Source organism: Abiotrophia sp., from assembly GCF_057275535.1.
In genome coordinates this window covers 126,933-150,668 of record NZ_DBHIRJ010000007.1, presented here as the reverse complement: position 1 = coordinate 150,668, position 23,736 = coordinate 126,933, and the positions used below count along the sequence as shown (strand labels likewise).

Sequence of the window (23,736 nt, the reverse complement as noted above, 5' to 3'; positions counted from 1 at the left end):
GCTTGTTTTTTACCCAGCTTGTCTGCTGCCGAATTGTTGGTTGTTCATCAAGTTTACCTCGATGACCCTCACATTCTTGGTGTGTCTTTGTTTAGTTTTCAATGTGCTTGTTGTCTCCACGTGACAACTTCTATATATTAGCACGAATCCTTCTTTTCGTCAATACTTTCCCTACATTTTTTTCGCCTTTTATTAACTTTTTCTCCACCTACTATATCTAGTAGTTTTAATTTTTAGTCTTCCCTAAATATAGTGCTGTAATTCTTTTTTCTTAACCACTTTGCCTTTGGCTCCATATGGCTATTCTCTTTATTTTATTGTTTAAGCCACTGTGTCGTTACCACAATATATTGCCTATTCAATATATTAAAGGGGAAGCCCTGCAGCTTCCCCTTCAAAATTAATTGAATAGTCTGGTAAAGAACTGCCGAATTCCTTCTGCTAGGCCACTGAAGAAACGGCCAAGCCCTCGCCAGAATTTCGCCATGACACCTGCTTCCTTAATGTCATGGCTGAGCTTAACACTGACACGATTGGTCTTACTTGTAGGAAGGAACTGCATTGCATGGTGCTTAATCGAAGCCTGCACCTGCCCGATTGACTGACCTCCTGCTTGCGGCGCCTGAATATTCCACCCGTTGTCAATGGCTGTCACCAGGTTAGAATCTGGCTCAAAGAGATAATCAATGCGAGGCGTGGTATCAACGATAGGAATCGCAAGGTCTAAGTTTTCGCCATAATAGGCCTTCACTTGTTCAGGTTCACCATCGAGTGCTAGCAATTGAGTAAGTTGCGTGACCGAATCTCCTGTAGAGATAAGGCGTTTAAGCTGATAGGTCCCATATACATAATCTAACAGTTTCTTACTATCATGATAGCTTTGAGCTGACTCGCTATTTCCTAATGTGAGGACAATAACGCGAAAATTATTGCGCGCCATGGTCTGGACCGTTCCATAGCCATCATGAACTGTCGCGGCACTTAGTAGCCCATCAACTTGGTCATATTCATAGGCTTGGCCGGCTAACATTTGGTTGCTGTTATGCATCTCGAACTGATCATCAGTTCCTTGACGGAAGAGCTTAGCATCTATTTTAGTATTGTCTAACAGTTCAGGATGGCGACTGACTAATTGGTAGCTTATAGCTGCTAGAATGATAGCATTGAGCTTATTCTGCTGCTTGCTTGCCACACCTTCTTCTTGTTCTACAAGGCCCGTTAGATTAACAAGCTCAGGAACTAGGGCCTGCCACTCTGCTCGGTCAACCTCATCAATCTTATCTGAATCCGCTAATATGGATTGAACCTTGGCTTGCATTAAGTCTTGGAAAGCTTCTTTGCTTCCGGCTGTATATTCGGCTAGGGCTAGGAGAGCCCCGTTAGCAGAGCCAATTTCCACCGCCTCTAAAAGTTCGGCGACAGAGTAATCCAAGTCTTGTCGTAAGGGTACATTGGACAATTCATAATTCTGACTCAGGGCATAAGCCTCATCAGATAGGGTCACACGATCATCTAAATGAATGCTCTCTTGGTCTAGCGCATCATAGATGATCAGCAAACTAAGTAGCTTGGTCAAATTTCCTACTTCTAATAGTGCCATTGGATTCTTCTGATATAAAATTTGCCCACTAGCCGCATCTACCGCAATCGCAGACTGAGCGTTGAGATTCGGCTCTGTTCCAACTGCTTGAATAGCAGTTGTGGCTAAAGCCTGTAGCCCTAGCCATAGACCTAAAAAGGCTAGGAAGAAATTACGTTTTTTCATAGTACACCTTATTGTTGGGGGGATTTTTGGGGGATTTCAATAGTAAAAATTGTTTCTTTCCCTTCTACCGTGGCATAAACACGGCCATGGTGAAGTTCGACGATATTACGGACGATTGCTAATCCTAAGCCTGTTCCAGGTTGGTTAGCGCTACGTGACTGATCCGCCCGATAGCTTCTTTGAAAAATATCTTCTAGTTCAGTCTTATCAAGCGCTTGTCCGTCGTTTTTAACTTTAAAATAAATGTAGTCTTGCTCTTGATAGGCTAATAACTCAATATAATGTGCGCCAGCACCATATTTAAGCGCGTTGGATAAAAGGTTATGGAAAACTCGCGCCATTTTATCGACATCAAAGCTAGCAAGCAAGTTCTGCGGCCGGATATCCAAGCGTAGTTCAATGGCTTTTTCTCTGGCATTGAGTTCGAAGTCAGCCACTAACTGCTCCATAAAACGTAGCACCTGAACCTGAACTGGTCTGATTTCCGTTGTCGTCTGACGAGTAGCTGTATAAGTAAAGAGATCCTGAACCAAGCTCTGCATCTGTTGGGCCTTCCGATAGGCAACGTGGGCATAACGGGCTAGTTCTTCCTGACTATGATATTGTTGGTTCTCAATCAAACCTAGGTAACCTATGACAGAAGTCAAAGGCGTACGGATATCATGCCCAATATTAGTAATGAGCTCATCCTTGGACTTTTCAATCTTCCGTTCTTCTTCAATAGCCTTAACCGTGCTATCTACCAAATGATTGATTGAACTGACAACTTCATCCATCTCACCTAAGTCAGTCTGAGGAATACGAATCTCATAATGCCCCTGAGCGATGTACTTAAGATAGTCCAGAATATGGGCTAACTTCATTTGATTAATGCGTCGCTTAACTCGCCAATTGGTGACAATCACCGCAACCACACAGGAGGCAAGAGAAAAAATATAGACGGAGACAATAATTTGCTGGCGTGTTAAGCCTAGCATATGGCGTAGCGTGGTATCTAGGCCAAAGAAGTTTAATTTATAATCAATGGCTTGGCGATAGATCAAGAGAGCGCTGAGATAGAGTAAGAAGATTAAACTCATGGTAATAATGGCCTCTACGATGAGTTCGCTCCGCTCGCTTCTCGTCAAGCGCATGCTTAGTTGTTGAGGCGATTTTTTATCCTTATCCTTCAATCTTATAACCTACTCCCCATACGGTTTGAATGACACGTTCACCTTCTGTGGCCGCTTCAATCTTATCCCGCAAATGGCTGACATGGACCATAACCGTCTTTGCTGACACAATACTTTCTTGGTTCCAAACGGCTTCAAATATTTCTTCAGCACTAAAGACTTGGTTGGGATGGCTAGCCAAAAGATAGAGAATGCCAAATTCTAAAGCCGTCAGCTGAATGTCCTTATCCGTTAAGGTCTTTACTTCGTGAGAAGCGCGTCGAATAATTAAAGGGCCAATCTCAATCACATCTGGCTCGGCCGCTTCCTTCTGGTAAGTGGACTGGCGACGCAAGATGGATTTGACCCGCGCAATAATTTCTAATGGGTTGAATGGCTTGGTGACATAGTCATCAGCCCCACTGGTCAGTCCTTGAATCTTGTCTTGATCTGAACTTTTGGCGCTCAACATTAAGACAGGCGTCTCATAATTTGCGGCACGTAACTTATCTAGGACCTGCATACCATCGACTTTTGGCATCATAATGTCTAGGATGATTAAGCCGATTTCATGGTCCACATCATTTTTTATGTAACTGAGGGCTTGATGGCCGTTGTAGGCCTTAATCACGTCGTAACCTTCATTATGAAGATAAATATTGAGTAATTCGACAATTTCGCGATCGTCATCTGCTACCAAAATTCGCATCTTGCTGTCCTCACTTTCTTATCAAGTCTCCTTCATTATACATCAATCCAGATGCCTTGTGTCTTAAGTTTTATTAAAAGTTATAGACAAAGAAAAGATGCCCCTAGGGGCATCTCATTTAAAAGCTTTAGCTGCGTGAGTAGTTAGGTGATTCTTTGGTGATTTGAACGTCGTGTGGGTGAGACTCAATCAAACCTGCACCACTCATGCGGATAAATTGCGCGTCTTCACGTAGGGCTTGGAGATTTGGTGTTCCACAATAGCCCATACCTGAGCGAAGGCCTCCAATCATTTGGAAAACAATATCTGCTACGCTTCCCTTGTAGGCAACGCGACCTTCAATCCCTTCAGGTACACGTTTGTTGGCTTCGTTAGTTGCTTGGAAGTAACGGTCACTTGACCCCTTTTCCATAGAAGCCAAGCTCCCCATACCACGATAAACCTTGAATCGACGGCCTTGGTAGATTTCGAATTCGCCTGGTGACTCGTCCGTACCAGCCAACATGCTCCCTAGCATGACCGCATGGCCGCCAGCGGCAAGGGCTTTAACGATATCCCCTGAATACTTAATCCCACCATCCGCAATAATGGCTTTGCCGTATTCTTTGGCAGCTGTCGCACAGTCATAGATAGCAGTTAACTGAGGTACACCAACACCGGCTACAACCCGGGTGGTACAGATAGAACCTGGTCCAATCCCGACTTTAACGACATCTACCCCTACTTCAAAGAGGTCACGAGTGGCTTGAGCAGTTGCCACGTTACCAGCAATGATGGTGACATCTGGGAAGGTCTCACGAATTTCCTTAATCTTACGGATAACCCCAGCACTGTGGCCATGGGCAGTATCGATGACCAAAGCGTCCACTTGTTCAGCAATTAGGGCACTTGCACGATCGAAAGTATCACTGGTAATCCCTACAGCCGCTGCAACTAAAAGGCGACCGTGTTGATCCTTGGCAGAGTTAGGGAATTGAATGACTTTCTCAATATCTTTAATGGTGATTAAGCCTGATAGACGACCAGACTCATCAACGATTGGCAATTTTTCAATCCGGTGTTGATGAAGAATCTTTTCTGCCTCTTCTAGGGTCGTCCCAACCGGAGCGGTTACCAATTTTTCATGCGTCATGTATTCCACAATCTTATGGCTATAATCTGGAATGAAACGGAGGTCACGGTTGGTAATAATCCCGACTAACTTACGGCTTTCAAGGCTCTCTACAATCGGTACCCCACTAATCCGATAACGGCTCATTAATTCTTCCGCATCCTCAATCGTATTGTCAGGTGTTAAATAGAAAGGATCGATGATGACGCCATTTTCTGAACGTTTTACCTTACGAACTTCTTCAGCCTGTTCTTGAATGGACATGTTTTTATGGATGACACCCAGTCCACCTTGGCGGGCCATAGCGATTGCCATGGTCGAATCCGTCACAGTATCCATACTGGCACTAATAATAGGAATATTCAATTTTAGATTAGGCGCTAACTCAACTCTTAAATCCACATCATTTGGTAATACCTCGCTGCGCGCTGGCACCAGCAAGACATCGTCAAATGTGTATCCTTCACGTACAAATTTTGTTTCCCAACCTGACATTCTATTTCCTCCTTTTACTTCTCGGCAACAGTTATTTTTAATAAAATACCACTTTCGCCCCTTAGGAGCAAGCCTAAAGGCTCATTCTTTTTAAATTCTAATCTTGTTGCTTTACTTTAATCTCCTAGATCTTGCATACTAAAAAACCGACTCAGTTTGGGACTGAATCGGTCTTTCAATTTTGTTAGAAAAGGCCACCCTTAATATTCCACCGCTTTTTGAGATAGAAGCGCAAGAGGAAGGTTAAGCCCCCTATAATGAAGTAGATATCATATGGAAAGACTGGGTTAATAGCCGTTGGGAAGATGACGCTCGAGATGCTGACAGCAACAATCCACCCTAGCATGGCCAGAGAAGACACAGAGAAGTATTTAAAGTAGCCACGCTTGCCTTTAGGCGCATCCATGTCTGGTAGTACCTTGGACACAATCAGCATAGCAATCCCTGCAACTAAGTAGTTAACAATTAAGGTGATTAAGCCCATATTGTTAATGGTTGCTTCACTATTTTGCCCTTGTCTCATAAGTGAGAAGCCCGTAATCAAAGTAAAGACAGATCCCAACAACAAACCACCATCGAGGGCAATCTTCCAATCGGCCGAGCGCTCGCCTTCGTCATCACTAGGAAACTGTTGTTCTAAGATGACAGCCGTACATTCAGTCGGCGTGCCGTATAATTGACGGGCAGTCTGACCTGTCTGTTGGCCTTCTTCCAAGGTTTCGCACATTTCTTGGTAGATTTGTTGACGAATGGATTCGGTTAGATTAGCCGCTGCTAAGTTTCTGTCTAGGGTCAACATGTATTGTTGATTGCGTTTGGTTAAACGGCCAAAAATTTCTGACTCTGTTAAGCTGGCAGAAGCCTCCTCAACTGCAACTTCTGCTTCCGTCTCTACTTGCTCTGTTTGTTTAATTTCTTCAGTCATGATTCTTCCTCCTATAGGCTATACATTAAAGCGGAACAGCATAATGTCGCCATCTTGTACGACGTATTCTTTACCTTCTGACCGTACACGACCGGCCTCTTTGGCAGCTTGCATACTTTGGTAAGTGACTAAATCTTGATAAGAGACTGTCTCAGCTCGAATGAAGCCACGTTCAAAGTCAGAGTGAATAATCCCAGCAGCTTGTGGTGCTTTCATACCCTGTTTGAAGGTCCAGGCCCGAACTTCTTGTTCCCCAGCCGTAAAGTAAGTGGCTAGTCCTAAGAGGCTATAGACATGTTGGATAAGACGGTCCAAACCTGATTCTTGCAAACCAAAGTCTTCTAAGAAGACAGCTTTTTCTTCATCATCCAATTCAGCAATTTCTTCTTCCAGACGCGCACAAATAGGCACGACATCTGCACCTTGGCTAGCTGCTAATTCACGAACCTGAGCCAAATAAGGATTATCAGACGGGTCCACCACCTCATCTTCACCAATATTGGCAACGTAAAGCATCTTTTTACGCGTCAAAAGGAAGAGGTTACGGACATAAGGTAGTTGCTCATCGTAGAAGTCAACAGAGTTAGCCAGTTGATTGTCTTCTAGCGCAGCTTTTAACTTTTCTAGAACCTCTAATTCCGCTACTGCATCCTTATCTTTAGATTTAGCTAGTTTGGCTACACGTCCAATACGCTTATCGATGGTTTCCAAATCGGCCAGAATCAATTCTAGGTTAATAGTCTCAATATCTGAAAGTGGATCTACCTTGCCTGAAACATGCGTAATATTGCCATCGGCAAAACAACGGACCACGTGACAAATGGCGTCAACTTGGCGAATATGGCTTAAGAACTTGTTACCCAGCCCCTCACCACGGCTTGCGCCTTTTACAATCCCGGCAATATCGGTAAATTCGATTGCGGTTGGTACCGTCTTTTTAGGTTTAACTAGTTTGGTAATTTCAATCAGACGTTGATCAGGAACTTCAACAATTCCGACGTTTGGATCGATGGTAGCGAAGGGATAGTTAGCCGCTTCGACACCTGCTTTTGTAATTGCATTGAATAGGGTAGATTTTCCAACGTTAGGAAGACCTACAATACCGGCTGTTAATGCCAATGTCATTCACTCTTTCTTTAGCTAGATTTTTCGGGCGCTTTTTCTTTAATTTTCTTAAGTCGTTTTTCAAAGTCACGCCGGGTTAAGGTCACAATATGTCCGCAGTGACAGCATTTGATTCGGATGTCCATGCCCATACGGATAATTTGCCAACGGTTGGTTTGGCAGGCGTGGGGCTTTTTCATCTCGATAATGTCATGAAGATCATAATCTTTTTGCATATGGTTTCCTCCTAGGCTTGAATTTGTAGCAAATCTAGGATACGCATGAGGTCAGATTCATCCATATATTCAATCTCAATCTTACCCTTGTCACCCCGCTGTTGAATCAAGGCCATGGTGCCGAAGCGTTCTTGCAGTTTTTGCTCGCAAGCTAAGATATAAGATGGCTTTTTGTCTGCTTTCTTGGTCTTTTTGATTTGTTTGGCTTGGGACTTCTCATTGAGTTGTTGTACCAAGTCTTCTAACTGACGAACTGTCAGTTGTTCTTTGATGACACGTTGCGCTAGAGTCACCAACTGCTTCTTATCCTTAAGTGACAGAAGGGTTCTGGCTTGACCCATAGATAGTGCTTCTTTTTGAACCAATTTCTTCACTTCATCTGGTAAAGTTAAGAGGCGTAGATAATTGGCAATATAAGGCCGGCTCTTACCCATACGTTCAGCCACTTCTGCCTGGGTAAGATTCAACTTATTCATGAGCATGTCGTAGGCTTCCGCCTCTTCCAGTGGACTCAAATCTTCCCGTTGCAAGTTTTCCAGGACGGCAATCTCAATCATTACCCGCTCATCAAGTTGACGGACAATGGCCGGGATGGTGGTGAGCCCTGCTAGACGACTAGCTCTAACCCGACGTTCGCCGGCTACTAGTTCATAGCCTTTGATGGCTGACTTACGGACGATGATAGGTTGGAAGACGCCATTATTCCGAATGGAGTCAGCCAATTCATTCAGGGCCTCTTCATTAAAATGCTTACGTGGCTGATGAGGGTTAGGACGAATAGCCTCTAAGCTGATTTCCTCAACTTGTTCGAACTCAGATGGAGTTTCTTCTAAAGGGGTAAATAAGGCATCCATGCCCCGACCCAAACCACTTCGTTTTTGCTTAGGTTTTGGTTTATTAGCCATTTGCAGCCACCTCCTTGGCTAAGTCCATATACATCTCTGCCCCACGAGATTTTGGATCATAGTCAATGACTGACTGACCATAGGATGGTGCTTCAGAGAGCCGGACATTACGCGTAATAATAGTCCGATAGACTTTTTCTTGGAAATATTTACGCACTTCTTCAACCACTTCATAACCCAAATTGGTTCGAGCATCCAACATGGTCAAGAGTACACCTTCAATTCGGAAGTTCTTATTATAGGTACGTTGAACCAAGCGAATAGTGTTCAATAGCTGGCTCAAACCTTCTAAGGCATAGTATTCACACTGTACTGGAATCAAGATGGTATCACTTGCTGTAAAAGCATTGAGCGATAACTGGCCTAATGATGGTGGACAGTCTACTAAAATATAATCGTAGTCAGCCTTGATAGGTTCAATAGCCTGTTTGAGCCTTGATTCGCGGTAGTCTGCTGTTGCAAGTTCAATCTCTGCACCTGCTAATTGGAGGGTAGACGGTAAAATCCAGAGATTCTCACGAGAAGTTGGCAAGATAGCTCCCGCAGCTTCAATTTGATCAACTAGGACTTCGTAGACACTTTGCTTAACATCAGCCCGTTCAATCCCCAAACCACTGGTTGCATTCCCCTGCGAGTCCATATCAATAATCAGGACTTTCTTTCCTTGAAAAGCCAAGGCAGCACCCAAGTTGACGGTAGTCGTTGTTTTACCAACGCCACCCTTCTGATTTCCGATTGCAATCATTCTTCCCATAGCTTACCTCCTAGGCTTTTATTGGATTTTTGGCAGGTTTACCTGCCTTGCGTGGATACTTATTAGGCGTCTCTTTTGTTTTTTGAATCAGAATATAACGACGGTCTGCTGACTCAACTGGCAACTGGTCTTCCGTTACCTTGATTAGCTTGGCACCTAGAACACGAATGGCTGCTCCTGCTTCTTCCAGCTCCTGGTCTGACTTCTGTGCTTTCAATGCCAAAAACTGACCTCCAATCTTAACTAAAGGAAGGCAGTATTCTGCTAGAACATTAAGGCTTGCGACCGCCCGAGCTGTTACTAAGTCAAACTGACCTCGATAGGCAGGGTTCTGCCCTAGGTCTTCCGCACGCCCATGGACACAAGTTACCCCTTCTAGGTCAAGTTCCTGAGCCAGATGATCAATAAAAGTCAGACGCTTCTGGAGTGAGTCGACGATAGTCACTTGCAGTTCCGGATGAGCGATTTTTAATGGGATACTTGGAAATCCTGCACCTGCCCCAACATCACAGAGTTGGAGGGCATAATTATCCAAGGGCATATTCCATAGAACCATTAAGCAGTCGTAAAAATGTTTCAGGTAGACTTCCTCACGTTGGGTGATGGCCGTCAAGTTCATCTTCTCATTCCACTCAACCAAGAGTTGATAATAGCGCTCAAATTGGGCGATTTGCTGGTCATTCAGCACTAGTCCATGGGCGGCGCATTGGGCAATAAATGTCTCTGGATTCATGGATAGAGAGCCTTCTTTCTTGTGAATTATCCGTGAAACAAAAAAGTTTCACAACCACTATTAACTTTACCTCATATACAGAAAAATAGCAACTGATAGATGCTATTTTTCGACTCTGATGCCTTCGAATGTTTCACGTGAAACAAAAAAGAGACTGGCTTGCGCAGTCTCTTTAGAGATATAGATTAAGCTTCTACAACATGGACATTAAGCTTAGCAGTTACCTCATGGTGTAGCTTAGCTTCTACGTGATGGTAACCTAAGGAAGCCAAGTTCTGCTCTAGTTGGATTTTACGTTTATCGATGCTGAGGTCATATTGCTTCTTCAGTTCTTCAGCGATTTGCTTAGATGGGATGGTCCCAAAAAGTCTACCATCAGCCCCTGATTTAGCTTTAATTACAATGACAGTCTTTTCGTCTTCCAACTTTTCTTTAAGTACTTTAGCTTGGGCTAATTCCTCAGCTTCTAAACGTGCCTTAGCTTTATTTTCGGCATTTAATTGATTAACTGCGGCATTATCTGCTAATTTAGCCAATCCATTCTTGATTAAAAAGTTACGCCCATAACCTTCCGATACTTCAATCAATTGACCTTTTTTTCCTTGTTTTTTGACGTCTTGTAGTAAGATTACTTTCATTGACTTTCCTCCTTATTTCGTTGAATAATCTCCAGTAAGTCTTGGTAGACTTGCTCAAGACTTGAATCTTTAATTTGAGTAGCTGCAGTCGTCAAATGACCACCTCCACCCATTTCTTCCATCAAAGTCTGGACATTAAGCCCACCCATGGAACGGGCACTAATCCCGATTGTTTGATCAGGGCGCTCAAATATAACAAAAGAAGCTTCTACTTTTTTAAGTGTCAGCATGACATCCGCTGCTTGAGAGGCTGTCACATTGTCATAAACTTTTCCCTCTTGAGCCTTAGCTACAATAATATCTTCGCCGATATAATGTGCTTGAGCTATAATCTCGTTACGCTCTAACAATCGCTTAAGATCTTCCTTAAGTAGCTGCTGAATTAAGTGTTCATTAGCACCACGAAACTTAAGATAACTTGCTGCATCAAAAGTTCTCGACCCTGTTCGACTGGCAAAGTTATTAGTGTCCACAATAATACCAGCTAAGAGAGCTGTTGCCTCTGTTTTGTTCAGTGTTTCGTGACTGTTACGCATATAGATGAAGAATTCCGTAACTAATTCTGACGTTGATGAGGCATAAGGCTCAATGAAGGTTAGGACTGGTTTAGCAGGGAAATCTTCACTTCGGCGGTGATGATCAATGATGACCACCTCATGCTCATTCACTAATGGGCCAGCAGAAGATAAGCTAGGTCTGTGGTGATCTACCATGACAACGAGAGTACGATTATCAACAATCTCTTGAGCTTCCTCTAAGCTAATGAATAGATTGGAGGCCTCATTCTTGATTGCAGGAAATTCAAGAAGCTGAGCCACATCATCAGATAACTCCTGACGATCAAGGATAATTCTAGCAAATTTACCCTGTTGGCTTACAATTTTATGAATTCCTAAGGCTGACGCAACAGCATCCATATCAGGATATTTATGGCCCGCAATAATCACACGGTTGGCTTGTTCGACAGAGGTCAGCAAGGCCTGATAAACCAATTTAGAACGTGTGATTGAGCGTTTTTGGTTAACGTTCAACTTACCACCATAGAAACGGGCTTGACCGTTGTGTGAGCGAACTACAGTCTGATCACCCCCACGCGCTAAAGCTAACTCTACATTAAGTTGAGCTTGATTGGCTAGTTCATCAAGCCCATAATAGGTGTCCTCTGAGTATGCAAACCCTACACTTATCGATACAGGGATTGATTGTTTAGCTTCTGTTTCTTTTATGCTTTCTAGCGTTTTGAATTTATCCTTCTCCAACACATCTAGGGCTGCTTGATTAGCTAATACTAAAAATCGATCATCTTCTAAACGTTTGAGATAAAGGTTGAATTGATTAGCCCATTCTCGCAAACCATTTAATAGTTTAGCATCAAAGAGCGAAGTCTCACTGTCATCCATTGACTGTACTAATTCATCGTATTCGTCAATGAGCAAGTAGCCAAAGACTATACGATCATACGCTCTTTGAGCTACCATCTCATGTTCAGGCGTTTGATCAATAAAGTAAATCGCCTGATAGGACGGCTGATGTAGATAACGGTAATACTTTTGATTTATCTCAATAGTTTGCCATTGTTTTTCTGGATTTTCTTGGTTTATAATTTCTCCTAAACCTAGATGTAACTTAGCAAGTGGCTGTCCCAGAAGTTGTAGATTCCCATAATGATGCTGAAACTCTGGGTTAACCCAGGCTACCTCGTGCTTATTATTGTAGATAAGCACCGCAATAGGAGCACGATACAAGGCATCTTCTTGTGCTAAGTGCAAGGTTGGTGCCACACTAGAGTACTGTTGCTCTAAATATCGCATGTAACCTTCAAAATGATTAAATCCAATCAGTATGAATAAGAACATTAACACTAGCATTAGAAGTGCTATCCAGGGCATATAAGCAAGGGTTGCTAGAATAATAGAGAGATAAAAGACGGTAAAAAACAATACTGGCCACTTCATTGAAGAACGGTCCAACAGTTTTATAAACTGCCTTATTCTATCTTTTTTCACTGTCCACCTCCTAGTAGTTTTATTCTCTTCTATTTTACCACATTTATTCTAGTTTCTCTAGTTGACGAGGAATGTTTCACGTGAAACAAAAAAGACTAGAGCCGAGGCTCTAGTCAGTAAATTCTTAGTCTTGTACAGTAAATGGTAAAAGACCCATAATCCGTGCACGTTTAATAGCAACGGTTAAAGCACGTTGGTGCTTCGCGCAAGTCCCAGTTACACGACGTGGTAAGATTTTCCCTTTTTCAGAAATGAAACGTTTGAGTAAATCTACGTCTTTGTAGTCAGGATGATCGATATGGTTTGCGCAGAAGAAACATACTTTTCTACGACGGCGACGGCCGCCACGGCGTTGTTGTTGTTCAGCCATATGTCATACTCCTTCTTAATTCTTAGAATGGTAAATCATCTTCAGAAATATCAATTGGGTGACCTTCATCCATGAATGGAGAAGTACTTGATGAAGAAAATGATTGATTATAGTTATTTTGATTCATTTGTGGCTGTGATTGGTATCCGCCTCCACCACCTGCACCATAAGCACCTGCTTGATGATCAGTATTTGGACTAGAGACAGGGCGTTGTTCAGTTACAGAACGAGATTCTAGCAAGTCAAAGTTGTTAACAACCACTTCGGTTACATATACTCGTTGACCTTGTTGGTTATCGTATGAACGTGTTTGAAGACGTCCATCAATAGCAATCAAGGAACCTTTACGCGTAAAGTTAGCTAAGTTTTCAGCTGCCTTCCGCCAAATCACACACGAAATGAAGTCCGCTTCACGTTCACCTTGTTGGTTAGTAAAATTACGGTTAACCGCAATGGTAAAAGAACCGACTGCAGTGCCAGATGAGGTAAAACGTAATTCAACATCACGGGTTAAACGTCCGACTAATTGTACAGTATTCATGTTGGTTCCTCCCTCAAGATGTTTCACGTGAAACAATTAAGCTTCGACTTTGACGATCATGTGACGTAAGATGTCACGGTTGATTTTCGCAAGACGGTCGAATTCGTTAATGCCTTGTGCGTTTTCAGCGACAACATTCACGATATGGTAAATACCTTCTTTGTAGTCGTTGATTTCGTAAGCAAAACGTTTTTTCGCCCAGTCTTTCGATTCAACAACTTCAGTATCGTTCTCAGTTAAGATTGAATCGAAACGCTCGACCAATTCTTTCTTAGCATCATCTGTTAAATCAGGACGGATGATGTACAAGATTTCGTATTTAGTTGCTTGACTCATTGACTGCACCTCCTTTTGGACTATTGGCTCATAAAGAGCAAGGAGAGTATGGAAATAGTCACATACTCACATCTATTAATTATACGCGAGCAGAGCAATAATTGCAAGCTATAATCAGAAGAATCTCCCATAAGTCTATTAACAAAAATATCCCCCAAAAAGGGGGATAGACTTACTTAGCATTCCTGACGACACAACTTATAACAAAAGTTTCCAATGATGGCCATGGCGATGGCACACTGCAAGTATGGATTTCCTAAAATGGAGAACCAAAGGCTGTTGCTTGATCCTATCGTGACTTCTATCAAAAGGCTTAAGAGAAGGACAACAAGTAAAACCATATTGATTAGCCGATTAGGACGAGTACATGACATAAGAGTTTCCTCCTATTCTTTTTCTAATCCATTGTGACGATAGAGTAGAACGAAAACCAAACTAAGACCTAATAACCAAGCTAAAGCTACTAAGACTTCTCGCAGAGGCAAGCTAGCATCAGCAAAGTTACGCGCCCAACTGAAGAAGAAGTTAGTGTATAGATAGGGCGCAACCTTAGCCAAAGGTTCACTAAACATGGAATAGAAAGGAACTAAGATTAAAATCATCAAAGGGAAAATACTGTAGGCTGTAGCCTCAGATGAATTTTTAGCAAAAATTCCTGAAATAAAGCCAATAATAGATCCAGAAACAATGGTTGATAGGCTGACAATCCCATACTTAAGAAGAGATAAATCAGTAAAGCTCATACCTGATAAAGGAATCAAGAGGTAGCTGAGTAACATTAAGAGAACAACCGTTGGCAGTAGGGTAGCAATGAGAAATTCTAAGCTGGTTACCGTTGAAGTCATCAAGACCCGCAAGGTTTTCTTTTCCTTTTCCTCAACTAAGCTCATCATGCCAGTCATGGCACTTCCCATCCCTGCGATAAAGATGAAACCCATGGAAATAATCATGATACTGCGAACATTTCCTTGAGCAAATTCATCCGTTCGAGGCAAGATAAAATTCATAGCAACCGGCATAATCATACCCATTAACAAAATCGGTAAAATCTGCATATTAACAACGATTTGGTAAATTTTGAATTTTGAAATAGTCCAGATTTTGTGTAAGTTCATCATAGTAATTCTCTCCCTGTCTTTGCAATAAATACTTCTTCTAAAGTTGGTTCGTTGGAATGGATGGTTTCGACCAAGTCTTGACTTAACCATTCATTCAGTTGGGCAATCCCTGCTGGGTCTTGATTAATGACTACCTGACTCTTGTCTTTTAAGCCTACTTCTAACTTGCGTTCTCGCTTAAAGTTTAAGCAGGTATTTCTTGGCGTATCGAGCGAGACAATCTTCCCATCATTGAGGAGAGCCACTCGATCACAGAGTTTAGTCGCTTCTTCCATATTATGTGTTGTTAGGAAGATGGTGGTTCCTTCAGCCTGTACCTCCTTCAGCAACTTATGAATGGCTTGAGCAGTTGCTGGATCCAAACCGGAAGTTGGTTCATCTAGGAAGAGAACCTTAGGTGAATGGAGAAGGGCACGGGCCAATACCAGACGCTGACGCATCCCTTTCGATAAACGGCGGGCAAGTTTCTTCTTATCTTGAGCCAATCCAACGCGTTCAAGTAAGAAATCAATCCGCTTCTTATCAACCTTAAGTAGATCGGCGAAAAACTTCATATTATGATAGACAGAAACATTTTCGTAGAGACCTGAGTTATCCGTGACGATTCCGACTTCCTGATAGATATCTTGGGTCAGAGCATCAGTTGCTATTCCTAATAATTTAGTTTCACCTGAACTAGCTAGTAGTTGACCAGTTAAGATTTTAATAGTGGTGGTTTTACCTGCACCTGATGGTCCTAAAAATCCAAAAATTTCTCCAGATTCAACTGAAAAATCTAAATGATTGAGCGCGGTTTGATTTTTAAATTGTTTGACGAGGTCGCGCACCTCGATAACAGATGTGTGTGACATGTGACTTCCTCCTTCTGGTATTTGCTTTGATGACTATAGTCTACACCGACTTTTGACTTTTGACGTAAAAAATCGCCCAATTGTACGGCCAAAAAGTCAAAAAGAGGCCCACTCGGCCCAAGTGTGGAAAAAATGGGCTGAGTGGTACCTCAGAAATGGCTATAATTCAATTAATTGTCGCAAAGAGTCCAATCGACTGCGCGACAGAGGCAAGAGCGTTTCTTTAGGTTTCTTGAGAATCAGGGTATAAGAATTCTTAGAATAAGAGACCAATTCGTTAATTCGCTGGAGGTTAACCAGATAAGATCGATGACAACGGAAGAAGCCGAAGTGCTTCAACTTATCTTCTAAGTCAGACAAAGTCATGGTAGTCGGATAAGAATCGCCATTAACTTGAACGGTCGATACACTATTAATGCTTTCAATATAATCTATTTCATTTGGATTAAAGTAAACAGTCTTATCACTGAGTTTGCAGGCAACTTTAAAGACGCGGTTGAGTTCAGTAGCGGTTAATTCATCTGCTTCCTTACCTTCTGAATCCGATTCTTCCTCTGAGACATCTACCAATTCTAATCCCTCATGAACCTGGTAACGATAGGTCACGATATTAAGGAGAACTAATTCTTCTAACGAGGTAGCCGTAATCAAGAGGGTTAGGGGGAGAGACTTGATATAATCCAAAGCCTTAAGATAGAGACCTACACCGTCATGACTTAATAGCGAAATGGGACTTTCTAGGTAGAGCAAATCTGGTTGCTTAAGAGTAGCTCGTAGCAACTGCAAGCGATGACGCTGATCAGACGTCAAATCCTTGATACGATAATTTACTAAATCCGATAAGGCGAAGGCCTCATAGAGCTCTGACAAATTACCAGCATAACCAGTCAGACGACTAAAAAGGGTAATAGCGACTTTGACTGTCTGACCTTCATAGACTCCGTCATCTAAGCGGCAACTTGCCATCGTCTTAAAACTACGGCTAATTTGACCGCTCGTTGGTCGCTCACGCTCCACCAAAAGTTCGTAGAAGATTTGCCGTTCATCTTGCGTGAATTTGATTCCTAGATGCTGCCTTGCTTCAATACTAAAATTCAAATCCTTGAGTAACATGCCATTCTGCGATTGCTTCATTACATCCTGCCATTCACATAACTTCATGGGCTCATCCTCCCTTTATTTTATAGATAGAGTCGATTCCGTCTTTGTCGATAACAAATAGTCAAAGCAATCAGACTAGCTAGTAGCCACAGGCCATAAATCAAGAAGTCTATCCCTAGATTGCCATAATCTAAATGAAGTAACCAGGCATTGGCACGTCCAGTATAAAAATAAGGCATCAATCCTGCTAAATGGTCATTCATTCTACTAAATAGAGGAATAAAGGCTATGGCTAACATGGGGACTATACTTGCAGCATTTGCTGTTGCAGACCTGTCAAATATTAAACCAAAAATCAATCCTAAGATGCTAGAAATTAGAAAGCACATACCAAAATGGAAAATCATCCCAAAAATAGAGCCTAAATACTGATAATCTAAGTTCAATAAGGCAAAGCTTATCATTACTGTCACCCACATAGTAATCTGTGTCATAATTACTAGGGACAGTAAATAAACCCAAGGCCTAACATGACTATCTAATAAAATACGTAAAGTTTTATGCTCCTTATCCTCAGTTAAATTCAACATAGCAAGCGTAATAGGAGACACGCTACCTAAAAAGGAAAAAAACATAATCATAACAAAGCCTTGTCGTTCTATAGAACTCACATCGTTTGGAAGAATAAAATTCATTATTACTGGATATAAAATCGTTATATATATCATAGGTGATATTTTGACAGACGCAAAACTCTGCTTAAATTTTACTCCAACCAGAGTCCAGACTTGTTGCCAAGTTTTCATGGGATAATCCCCCTCTCTCAAAACCTTTCTCTAAGTCTTAATCTTATCCCTTCTTAACTATCATGTCAAATTATGCTAAGACAACAAAAGAAGTTGGCTCCCAATAAAGGGACCCAACTTCGTGATTGAACTTCTTATTCTTCTTCAGAATCCGAGTCATCCTTGGCTTCTTCGGTATCTACTTCCGTTTCAGCCAGTTCTTGAGTTTCTTCACCTGTCTTCATGATCTTGGTAATAGAACTTACTTTAGCTCCATCATCTAGACGAATCATTTTGACCCCAAGGGTAGCGCGTGAAGTGACAGAGATGCTAGCAATATTGAAGCGGATCACAACCCCTTGATCTGTCATCACCATGAGGTCCTCATCACCTTCAGTCGCTACAATACCAGCAAGCTGACCGGATTTAGCAGAAATATTAGAGGTCTTAATCCCTTTACCGCCTCGGTTCTTAACAGCATACTCACTAGCTGGGGTTTGTTTCCCGTAACCACGCTCGGTTACAACTAAAACATTGGATTCAGGATTTAAGACGGCTGCTCCGACGACATAATCACCGTCACGCAGTTTCATCCCACGTACCCCGGTCGCTGTCCGGCCCATGATACGGGCATCTGTCTCAGCAAAAGTCATAGCATAACCATTGTGACTTCCGATGATAATGTTTTGCTGACCATTCGTCACTAGGACGTTGATTAATTCATCGTCTTCGCGCATGTTAAGGGCAATCAAACCATTATTGCGGATGTTAGCGTAGGCGTTAACGTCAGAACGCTTCACAATCCCATTCTTGGTTACGAAGAAGAGATATTGATCTTCTTCACTTGGATGAAGGGCAATGATTTCCTTAACATATTCTTCCTTCTCGATATTGAGGAGGTTGACCACTGGAATCCCCTTGGCAGTCCGACCATATTCAGGAATATCATAACCTTTACTTTGATAGACTTTCCCTTTATTGGTGAAGAAGAGTAGGCTGTCATGAGTCGAGCAGGAAACGAGGGTTTGGATATTGTCGTTATCGCTCATTCCCATGCCTTTAACCCCACGGCCACCACGGTTTTGAACTTGGAATTCATCCTGAGTCATCCGCTTGATATAGCCATTAGAAGTCAAGGCAATCAAGACATCTTCTTCCTCAATCAAGTCTTCATCTTCGATGCTGGTCAATTCACCAACACGCAATTCCGTCCGACGCTCACCTGGGAAGCGATTCTTGATATCTGCCAATTCGTCTTCAATAATGGCCATAATGTTGGCTTCTGAACTTAAAATTTCAGTTAAGCGACGAATTAATTCCATCAAATCGTTATATTCTGCTTCAATCTTCTCACGTTCCAAACCAGTCAAGCGAGCCAGACGCATGTCTAGGATTGCTTGGGCCTGAATTGGCGAGAATTCAAAACGTTCAATTAACTGAGCCTTGGCTACTTCTGTATCGTGAGAGCCACGAATAATGGCAATAATCTCATCAATGAAGTCTAATGCCTTACGCAAACCTTCTAAGATGTGAGCACGATCTTCGGCTTTGCGTTTTTCAAACTCAGTCCGACGACGAATAACTTCGATTTGGTACTCCAAATACTTGGTCAAGATTTCCTTGAGGCTCATGATCTTCGGAACGCCCTTGTCGATAGCTAACATATTGAAGCCAAAAGTAACTTGAAGGGCGGTGTATTTATAGAGATTGTTGAGCACGACATTGGCACTGGTGTCGCGTCGTACTTCTACGACAATCCGCATACCTTCACGACCAGATTCATCGGCCACATAGGTAATCCCTTCAATTTTTTTCTCCCGAGCTAATTCAGCAATCCGTTCTACTAACTTAGCCTTGTTGACCCCATAGGGAATCTCGGTCACAACAATTCGTTCCTTGTCATGAGCCATTTGCTCGATTTCAACGCGACTGCGAACAATAATCTTGCCTTTACCAGTTTGATAGGCCTTGCGGATACCTGATTTACCCATGACAATCCCACCTGTTGGAAAGTCAGGTCCAGGTAAAGCTTCCATCAGCTCATTAACTGACACCTCTGGATTTTTCATCAAGAGACTGAGGGCATCAATGGTTTCGCCTAAGTTATGAGGCGGAATATTGGTTGCCATCCCGACCGCAATCCCGGCTGCCCCGTTGACTAAGACGTTAGGGAAACGAGAGGGAAGAGTTACAGGTTCTTTCTCTTCTTGAGAATAGTTGTCCTTGAAATCAACGGTATCCTTATTGATATCTTTGAGCATTTCCATGGCAATCTTAGACATACGCGCTTCAGTATACCGCATCGCGGCTGCCCCGTCGCCATCGACAGAACCAAAGTTACCATGCCCATCAACTAGTAGTTCCCGATAACTAAAAGGTTGGGCCATCCGGACCATGGCTTCATAAATCGCCGAGTCCCCGTGTGGGTGATATTTACCCATAACGTCCCCGACGATACGAGCAGATTTCTTATAAGGTTTATCCGGAGTAACTCCCATTTCATTCATCCCGTAGAGAATACGGCGGTGAACCGGCTTAAGTCCGTCACGTACGTCAGGCAAAGCCCGAGAAACAATGACGCTCATAGCATAATCTAGGAAGGAAGTCCGCATCTCGTTAGAGAGATTGACTACCTCATAATTATGCGGTGTATGATCAAAGCTTTCACTCATACTATTAGTTCCTTTCTCCTTGTCGCAGCCTGCTAGATATCAAGGTTTTCGACATAGACAGCATTATCTTCAATGAAGGCCCGCCGTGGTTCTACATCGTCACCCATCAACATTTCCAGGACGGCTTCCGCTTCAATAGCATCTTCCACCGTCACCTGTAACATACGGCGATTTTCTGGATTCATGGTTGTTTCCCATAATTGGTCTTCGTTCATTTCCCCAAGACCCTTATAGCGCTGAATGGTGTAACGCGCGTTAGGATTTTCTTCTTGCCACTCCTTGAGTTCTGCATCAGTATCTAGGTAAATAGCACGCTTACCTTGTTTAACTTGATAGAGCGGTGGTTTAGCAATATAAACATAACCTGCATCTAAAAGTGGACGCATATAGCGATAAATCAAGGTCAGGAGTAGGGTTCTGATGTGAGCCCCATCGACGTCCGCATCGGTCATAAGAATAAGCTTATGATAACGAGCTTTAGCTACATCGAATTCTCCCCCGAAGCCTGTTCCCATGGCAGTAAAGAGGGAACGAATTTCTTCGTTATTAAGGATTTTATCCATGGACGCTTTTTCAACGTTAAGGATTTTACCACGAATAGGTAAAATGGCTTGGTACATACGCGAACGACCCTGCTTAGCTGAACCGCCGGCTGAGTCCCCCTCGACGATAAATAATTCGCAGAGTTCCGCTTCACGGCTAGAACAGTCAGCTAATTTACCCGGTAGGTTACTAATTTCCATGACTGACTTACGTCTTGTCATTTCCCGTGCACGCTTAGCCGCCATACGAGCCTTAGCCGCTAAAATCCCTTTATCGACAATAATGCGTGCCACTTTAGGATTTTCCATAAGGTAAACATCAAACCCATTGGAGAAGAGTCGGTCTGTGATGGCTCTTACTTCGGAGTTACCTAATTTTGTCTTGGTTTGCCCCTCAAATTGAGGATCTGGGTGTTTGATAGAGAGAACCAAGGTTAAACCTTCACGGACATCTTCACCGGTTAGATTCTCGTCATTATCCTTGATTAAGTTCATCTTACGTGCATAATCATTGATAACCCGCGTTAAACCAGTCTTAAAGCCGGCTTCGTGAGACCCACCCTCATGGGTGTGAATATTGTTGGCAAAGGACAAAATGGTTGTATGATAACTATCCGTATACTGCATGGAAATTTCGACTTGGATATCATCGACTTCGCCTTCAATGTAAATTGGTTCTTCAAAAATTGGCGTCTTATGTTGATTGAGGTGTTGTACATAGCTCTTAATCCCACCTTCATAGTGGAAGCTATCTTTTTCTTCTTGGTCTAGACGCTTATCTTCAATGGTAATCCGTAAACCTTTGTTAAGGAAGGCTAGCTCGCGAATTCGCTTCTTCAAACGCTCGTATTCAAAAACCGTAGTCTCAGTAAAGATAGCAGGGTCTGGTAAGAAGTTGACCTTGGTCCCTGTTTCCGTGGCTTGACCGATAACTTCGAGGTCGCCTTCAACAGCTCCACGGTGGTAACGTTGTTGATAGAGTTTTCCGTCACGCGAAACTTGAACGGTTAATTCAGTAGACAAGGCGTTTACGACAGATGCCCCCACACCGTGGAGACCCCCCGATACCTTATAACCGCCACCGCCAAATTTACCACCGGCATGGAGGACCGTAAAGACAGTCTCAACCGCTGGACGGCCTGTTTGAGGTTGAATATCAACAGGAATCCCCCGTCCATTATCTTGAACGGTAATACTATTATTGGCTTCAATGGTTACTTCGATATGGTCACAATAACCAGCCAAAGCTTCATCGATTGAGTTATCCACAATTTCCCAAACTAAATGGTGTAAACCAACAATCGAGGTAGACCCAATATACATACCGGGACGCTTGCGGACGGCTTCTAAACCTTCTAAGACCTGAATCTGACCCGCATCATACTGTTGGGGTGCTTGCATTTGTTCCGTCATAGTGTGCTCCTTTACTGATGTTACCTGCTGAGATATAGAAAATCTCGGCATGAGGCAACTGATGTAGTTTAAGGCCCTTAATCGTCGCAGTCGTCAGGATGGTCTGGACCTTATCTTTAATATAAGACATCAAAATATGTTGGCGATCATCATCTAGCTCTGATAAGACATCATCTAAGAGTAGAACGGGATATTCGCCTCGTGCTTGTTTAATGAGCTCAATTTCAGCCAGTTTTAAACTCAAGACAATGGTACGTTGCTGACCCTGAGACCCGAAGAATTGGGCTTTTTTATCATTTACATAGGTCATAAAATCATCGCGATGAGGCCCAAACAAGGTCGTTCCTTGATCACGCTCACGACTGGCATAAGTGCTAGCTTGATCGAGGAGTTGCTTGATTCTTTCCTCTAAGGATAAAGGTTGATATACTTGGCTACCATTAACATATTCGAGATGCAACTGGTCACGACCATTGGATAGATTCTGATGGATAGGACTAGCGATTTGCCCTAATTTTTCAAGAAATTCCATGCGATATTGAATCAAATGAGCACCTTCTTGGCAAAGTTGCTCAGTCAAAATTTCAAAGAAGACTTGATCGAATTTCTTGCCCCGTCCCTCCTGCTTGAGGTAGCTATTGCGCTGTTTAAGCAAACGCTGGTAGGTTAGGAGGTGATTAAGATAAATGGGATTGGCCTGACCTAACTCGATGTCTAGGAAACGACGCCGTAAATTAGGTGCCCCCTTGATTAGTTGCATATCTTCTGGCGCAAATAGAACCGTATTGAATTGCCCCACAAAATGGCTAAGCTTCGATTGATCTAGGTAATTAACCTGAGCTACCTTGCCTTTTTTGGTCAAGGTTAAAGCCAGGGGAATTTCATAGTTCTTGGTCTCGATGACCGCTTCAATCCTTGCTTGTTCTTGGTCCCATTCAATCATTTCACTGTCATGATTCGTCCGGTGACTTTTAGCCAAAGACAAGAGAAAAATCGATTCTAAGAGGTTGGTCTTGCCCTGGGCATTTTCACCTGTCAGAATAGTTAAACCTGGTCCTAGGCAAAGCTCAATCCCTTGGTAATTACGAAAATGGCTTAACTTTAAGGTCTTAAGCTTCATCTGCAACCATCAAGGCATCAAAATCCAAAGCCGGAATGGTGACCTGATCCCCTGGATAGAGCTTGCGACCTCGGCGTGTTTCCTGCTCCTGATTTACCAAGACCTTTTCTTCTGACAGAAACCATTTGGCTTGGCCACCTGTTGCAATGATGCCTTCATTTTTCAATACCTGTCCTAGGGTAATGAAATCTGACTCAATGCTTATTTCTTGTCTTGCCATTTTATCACCTTAACCTATCTTGATTTTAGACCTTTACCCTCTAATTATACTCTTTTTTATCGATTTAAGCAATTTTTCTAGCAAATAAGCCCCATAGTTAGCTAAATAAAAAAACGCCTAAAAAGGCGCTTTTTT

Annotated in this window: 23 protein-coding genes; all 23 read right to left on the bottom strand. The window is 42.7% G+C overall.

All coding sequences use genetic code 11. From position 1 onward, the window contains the following. Positions 1 to 400 precede the first annotated feature (400 nt). The gene (locus ACO53F_RS07125; RefSeq protein ID WP_485137871.1) at positions 401 to 1,765 is read right to left on the bottom strand and encodes a D-alanyl-D-alanine carboxypeptidase family protein; all 1,365 of its coding nucleotides are present in this window, start codon (positions 1,763 to 1,765) and stop codon (positions 401 to 403) included. 8 nt (positions 1,766 to 1,773) lie between these two features. Continuing rightward, a complete protein-coding gene (locus ACO53F_RS07120) occupies positions 1,774 to 2,937 on the bottom strand; it encodes a sensor histidine kinase (protein WP_485137870.1) in 1,164 nt (387 codons plus the stop codon). Then, complete coding sequence (locus ACO53F_RS07115; protein ID WP_298078135.1) at positions 2,927 to 3,625, bottom strand: response regulator transcription factor; 699 nt, start codon at positions 3,623 to 3,625, stop codon at positions 2,927 to 2,929. The genes ACO53F_RS07120 and ACO53F_RS07115 overlap by 11 nt, the downstream gene beginning before the upstream one ends. A 127-nt stretch (positions 3,626 to 3,752) precedes the next feature. Continuing rightward, on the bottom strand, positions 3,753 to 5,231 hold the full coding sequence (guaB, locus tag ACO53F_RS07110) for an IMP dehydrogenase (RefSeq protein WP_298078134.1): 1,479 nt from the start codon (positions 5,229 to 5,231) through the stop codon (positions 3,753 to 3,755). A gap of 184 nt (positions 5,232 to 5,415) precedes the next feature. Further along, positions 5,416 to 6,156, bottom strand: coding sequence for a DUF1129 domain-containing protein (locus ACO53F_RS07105; protein WP_298078133.1), 741 nt, complete (start codon positions 6,154 to 6,156; stop codon positions 5,416 to 5,418). Between the two features lie 18 nt (positions 6,157 to 6,174). Beyond that, complete coding sequence (ychF, locus tag ACO53F_RS07100) at positions 6,175 to 7,275, bottom strand: redox-regulated ATPase YchF (RefSeq protein ID WP_070756487.1); 1,101 nt, start codon at positions 7,273 to 7,275, stop codon at positions 6,175 to 6,177. A 17-nt stretch (positions 7,276 to 7,292) separates the two neighbouring features. Then, a complete protein-coding gene (locus ACO53F_RS07095; protein ID WP_291454635.1) occupies positions 7,293 to 7,496 on the bottom strand; it encodes a DUF951 domain-containing protein in 204 nt (67 codons plus the stop codon). Between the two features lie 11 nt (positions 7,497 to 7,507). Then, on the bottom strand, positions 7,508 to 8,401 hold the full coding sequence (locus ACO53F_RS07090) for a ParB/RepB/Spo0J family partition protein (RefSeq protein ID WP_291429417.1): 894 nt from the start codon (positions 8,399 to 8,401) through the stop codon (positions 7,508 to 7,510). After that, positions 8,394 to 9,155: a ParA family protein gene (locus ACO53F_RS07085; RefSeq protein ID WP_298078132.1), complete on the bottom strand. Its 762-nt coding sequence runs from the start codon at positions 9,153 to 9,155 to the stop codon at positions 8,394 to 8,396. The genes ACO53F_RS07090 and ACO53F_RS07085 overlap by 8 nt, the downstream gene beginning before the upstream one ends. Positions 9,156 to 9,165: 10 nt before the next feature. Further along, positions 9,166 to 9,888 (bottom strand): 16S rRNA (guanine(527)-N(7))-methyltransferase RsmG, encoded by a 723-nt coding sequence (gene rsmG, locus ACO53F_RS07080; protein ID WP_298078131.1) that lies wholly within the window; start codon positions 9,886 to 9,888, stop codon positions 9,166 to 9,168. 185 nt (positions 9,889 to 10,073) lie between these two features. After that, complete coding sequence (gene rplI / locus ACO53F_RS07075) at positions 10,074 to 10,526, bottom strand: 50S ribosomal protein L9 (protein WP_485137869.1); 453 nt, start codon at positions 10,524 to 10,526, stop codon at positions 10,074 to 10,076. After that, complete coding sequence (locus ACO53F_RS07070) at positions 10,523 to 12,337, bottom strand: DHH family phosphoesterase (RefSeq protein WP_485137868.1); 1,815 nt, start codon at positions 12,335 to 12,337, stop codon at positions 10,523 to 10,525. Before ACO53F_RS07070 ends, rplI begins: the two co-directional genes overlap by 4 nt. A gap of 319 nt (positions 12,338 to 12,656) precedes the next feature. Next, positions 12,657 to 12,902, bottom strand: a complete 246-nt coding sequence (gene rpsR, locus ACO53F_RS07065; RefSeq protein ID WP_023392587.1) for a 30S ribosomal protein S18 — start codon at positions 12,900 to 12,902, stop codon at positions 12,657 to 12,659. A gap of 22 nt (positions 12,903 to 12,924) precedes the next feature. Then, positions 12,925 to 13,443: a single-stranded DNA-binding protein gene (ssb, locus tag ACO53F_RS07060; RefSeq protein WP_291427610.1), complete on the bottom strand. Its 519-nt coding sequence runs from the start codon at positions 13,441 to 13,443 to the stop codon at positions 12,925 to 12,927. A gap of 36 nt (positions 13,444 to 13,479) precedes the next feature. Further along, the gene (gene rpsF / locus ACO53F_RS07055; RefSeq protein WP_485137872.1) at positions 13,480 to 13,779 is read right to left on the bottom strand and encodes a 30S ribosomal protein S6; all 300 of its coding nucleotides are present in this window, start codon (positions 13,777 to 13,779) and stop codon (positions 13,480 to 13,482) included. 386 nt (positions 13,780 to 14,165) lie between these two features. After that, a complete protein-coding gene (locus tag ACO53F_RS07050; RefSeq protein WP_070756476.1) occupies positions 14,166 to 14,897 on the bottom strand; it encodes an ABC transporter permease in 732 nt (243 codons plus the stop codon). Beyond that, positions 14,894 to 15,748: an ABC transporter ATP-binding protein gene (locus ACO53F_RS07045; RefSeq protein ID WP_070756475.1), complete on the bottom strand. Its 855-nt coding sequence runs from the start codon at positions 15,746 to 15,748 to the stop codon at positions 14,894 to 14,896. Before ACO53F_RS07045 ends, ACO53F_RS07050 begins: the two co-directional genes overlap by 4 nt. A gap of 159 nt (positions 15,749 to 15,907) precedes the next feature. Next, positions 15,908 to 16,909 carry a LytTR family DNA-binding domain-containing protein gene (locus ACO53F_RS07040; RefSeq protein WP_485137867.1) on the bottom strand — a complete coding sequence of 334 codons (1,002 nt, stop codon included), beginning with the start codon at positions 16,907 to 16,909 and terminating at the stop codon, positions 15,908 to 15,910. A gap of 20 nt (positions 16,910 to 16,929) precedes the next feature. Further along, a complete protein-coding gene (locus tag ACO53F_RS07035; protein WP_485137866.1) occupies positions 16,930 to 17,655 on the bottom strand; it encodes an ABC transporter permease in 726 nt (241 codons plus the stop codon). A 134-nt stretch (positions 17,656 to 17,789) separates the two neighbouring features. After that, positions 17,790 to 20,306 carry a DNA gyrase subunit A gene (gene gyrA / locus ACO53F_RS07030; protein ID WP_485137865.1) on the bottom strand — a complete coding sequence of 839 codons (2,517 nt, stop codon included), beginning with the start codon at positions 20,304 to 20,306 and terminating at the stop codon, positions 17,790 to 17,792. Positions 20,307 to 20,338: 32 nt separating this feature from the next. After that, positions 20,339 to 22,261 carry a DNA topoisomerase (ATP-hydrolyzing) subunit B gene (gene gyrB, locus ACO53F_RS07025; protein ID WP_485137864.1) on the bottom strand — a complete coding sequence of 641 codons (1,923 nt, stop codon included), beginning with the start codon at positions 22,259 to 22,261 and terminating at the stop codon, positions 20,339 to 20,341. Then, positions 22,227 to 23,381 (bottom strand): DNA replication/repair protein RecF, encoded by a 1,155-nt coding sequence (gene recF, locus ACO53F_RS07020; protein WP_485137863.1) that lies wholly within the window; start codon positions 23,379 to 23,381, stop codon positions 22,227 to 22,229. Before recF ends, gyrB begins: the two co-directional genes overlap by 35 nt. Then, positions 23,371 to 23,601: a S4 domain-containing protein YaaA gene (gene yaaA, locus ACO53F_RS07015; protein WP_023392577.1), complete on the bottom strand. Its 231-nt coding sequence runs from the start codon at positions 23,599 to 23,601 to the stop codon at positions 23,371 to 23,373. Before yaaA ends, recF begins: the two co-directional genes overlap by 11 nt. Positions 23,602 to 23,736 lie beyond the last annotated feature (135 nt).